The organism is Pseudomonas sp. NBRC 111132 (assembly GCF_001320565.1).
Lineage (GTDB): Bacteria > Pseudomonadota > Gammaproteobacteria > Pseudomonadales > Pseudomonadaceae > Aquipseudomonas > Aquipseudomonas putida_P.
On the sequence record NZ_BCBI01000122.1, the window covers coordinates 1 to 1,918 of the forward strand.

Genomic DNA, 1,918 nt, shown 5'->3' on the forward strand with positions numbered 1-1,918 from the left:
CACCCGCGCGGCGCTCGATCTCACAGGCACTGAAGATACAACGACAAACTAGCCGCGCGCGTCGCGGTCGCGTAGGCCCAGCAGGTACAGCACGCCATCCAGCCCCAGGGTAGAAATAGCCTGCTTGGCCGATTGGCGCACCAGCGGCTTGGCACGGAACGCGACACCCAGCCCAGCCAGCGACAGCATCGGCAGGTCGTTGGCACCATCCCCCACGGCAATGGTCTGCTCCAGCTGCAAGCCTTCTTCGTTGGCCAGCTTTTGCAACAGCTCGGCTTTGCGCTGGGCGTCGACGATCGGCTCTACCGCCACCCCGGTCACCTTGCCATCGACCACTTCCAGCTCGTTGGCGAACACATAGTCGATACCCAGGCGCGCCTGCACCTGGCGGGCGAAGTAGGTAAAGCCACCGGACAGGATCGCAGTCTTGTAACCCAGGCGCTTGAGCTCGGCGAACAGGTTTTCGGCACCCTCGGTCAGGCGCAGCGAGGCACCGATTTCGTCCAGCACCCCCACATCCAGGCCCTTGAGCAGCGCCATGCGCTCCTTGAAACTGGCGCGGAAATCCAGCTCCCCGCGCATGGCACGCTCGGTGATCGCCGCGACCTGCTCGCCCACACCGGCCGCCTTGGCCAGCTCGTCGATGACTTCAGCCTCAATCAGCGTGGAATCCATGTCGAACACGGCCAGGCGGCGGTTGCGGCGGAACAGGTCGTCTTTCTGGAAGGCGATGTCGATGCTCAGCGCTTCAGCCAAGGCAAAGAAATCGGCACGCAGGGCCTGGGCATCGCTCGGTACGCCGCGCACGGAAATCTCGACGGCTGCCTTGCCCTTGTCGGTTTCGGCATCCAGCGCCACACGGGCCGACAGGCGCTCGATGCGCTCGATGGTCAGGCCGTACTGGCTGATCACCGCACTCACCCGCTGCAACTGCTCGGGGGTGATCTTGCGGCTGAGCAGCGTAACGATGTGGCGCGCTTCGCCATGGCCATCGGCCCAGTGCTGGTAATCCGCCTCGGAAATCGGGGTGTAGCGGGCCTGCAGGTTCAGCTCGTGGGCCTTGGCCTGCACGCTTTGCAGCAGGGCAGTCGCCACTTCGTTGTCCGGGATATCGACCAGGATGCCAAACGACAAGGTGCCGTGCATGACCGCCAGGCCGATGTCGAGGATACTCACACCGCCCTGCAGCAGGACGCCGGTGATAGCCGCAGTGAGACCGGGACGGTCCTCACCGGTGATGTTGATCAGGACGATTTCGCGCACAACCTGGCTCCGACTTCGATGAAAAATGCGCATTCTACCGATTTTCCATGACCATCGGGCGCCAACGATACTTTGCCGACAAAACCCGGCTCGCTATACTCCCCCCACTTTCATGCCATTAAGAGCCGAGCTCAGTGAACCGGCCCACGCCAGTCAAACCAGATAACTTCTTCCTGATGATCTATCGTGCCCTGAGTCAACGTCGCGTGCCGCTGGCACTGCGCATCGCCTGCACCAACATCTTCCTGGTGGCGCTGGCGCTGGTGATCTACGCCTGCGTGATGGGCCTGCAGTTCAAGCAGGCCATGCATGAGCAGGCCGATGCCCTGGGGCAGAGCCTGACCACCCAGACTGCCACGTCGGCAACCGAGCTGCTGGTGTCGAACGACATCCTCAGCCTCAATGTGCTGCTCGGCAACCTGGTGAAAAACCCGCTGGTGGCCCATGCGGCGATCTACAGCGTGGACAACCGTATCCTCGCCGAAGCTGGCCAGCGCCCGCGCAACAGCCTGTTGGGCGAAGCCGAAGGCCTGTACCAGACCAAGATCACCTTCCAGGACGTGACAGCCGGGCAGTTGCGCATCAGCCTGGACATGAGCCAGTTCCAGCAGCCGATGTTGATCAGCCTGCAGAGCATGGGCATTCTGGCCGCGAT

At 62.8% G+C, this 1,918-nt stretch carries 2 protein-coding genes; one reads left to right on the plus strand and one right to left on the minus strand.

Annotated features, from left to right (window positions below; genetic code table 11):
• Window positions 1-48 precede the first annotated feature (48 nt).
• Complete coding sequence (serB, locus tag APH35_RS27915) at window positions 49-1,263, minus strand: phosphoserine phosphatase SerB (RefSeq protein ID WP_012274473.1); 1,215 nt, start codon at window positions 1,261-1,263, stop codon at window positions 49-51.
• Window positions 1,264-1,397: 134 nt separating this feature from the next.
• Between serB and APH35_RS27920 the strand changes: the two genes are divergently transcribed.
• On the plus strand, window positions 1,398-1,918 hold a 521-nt coding region (locus APH35_RS27920), incomplete at its 3' end, for an AhpA/YtjB family protein (RefSeq protein ID WP_256213831.1).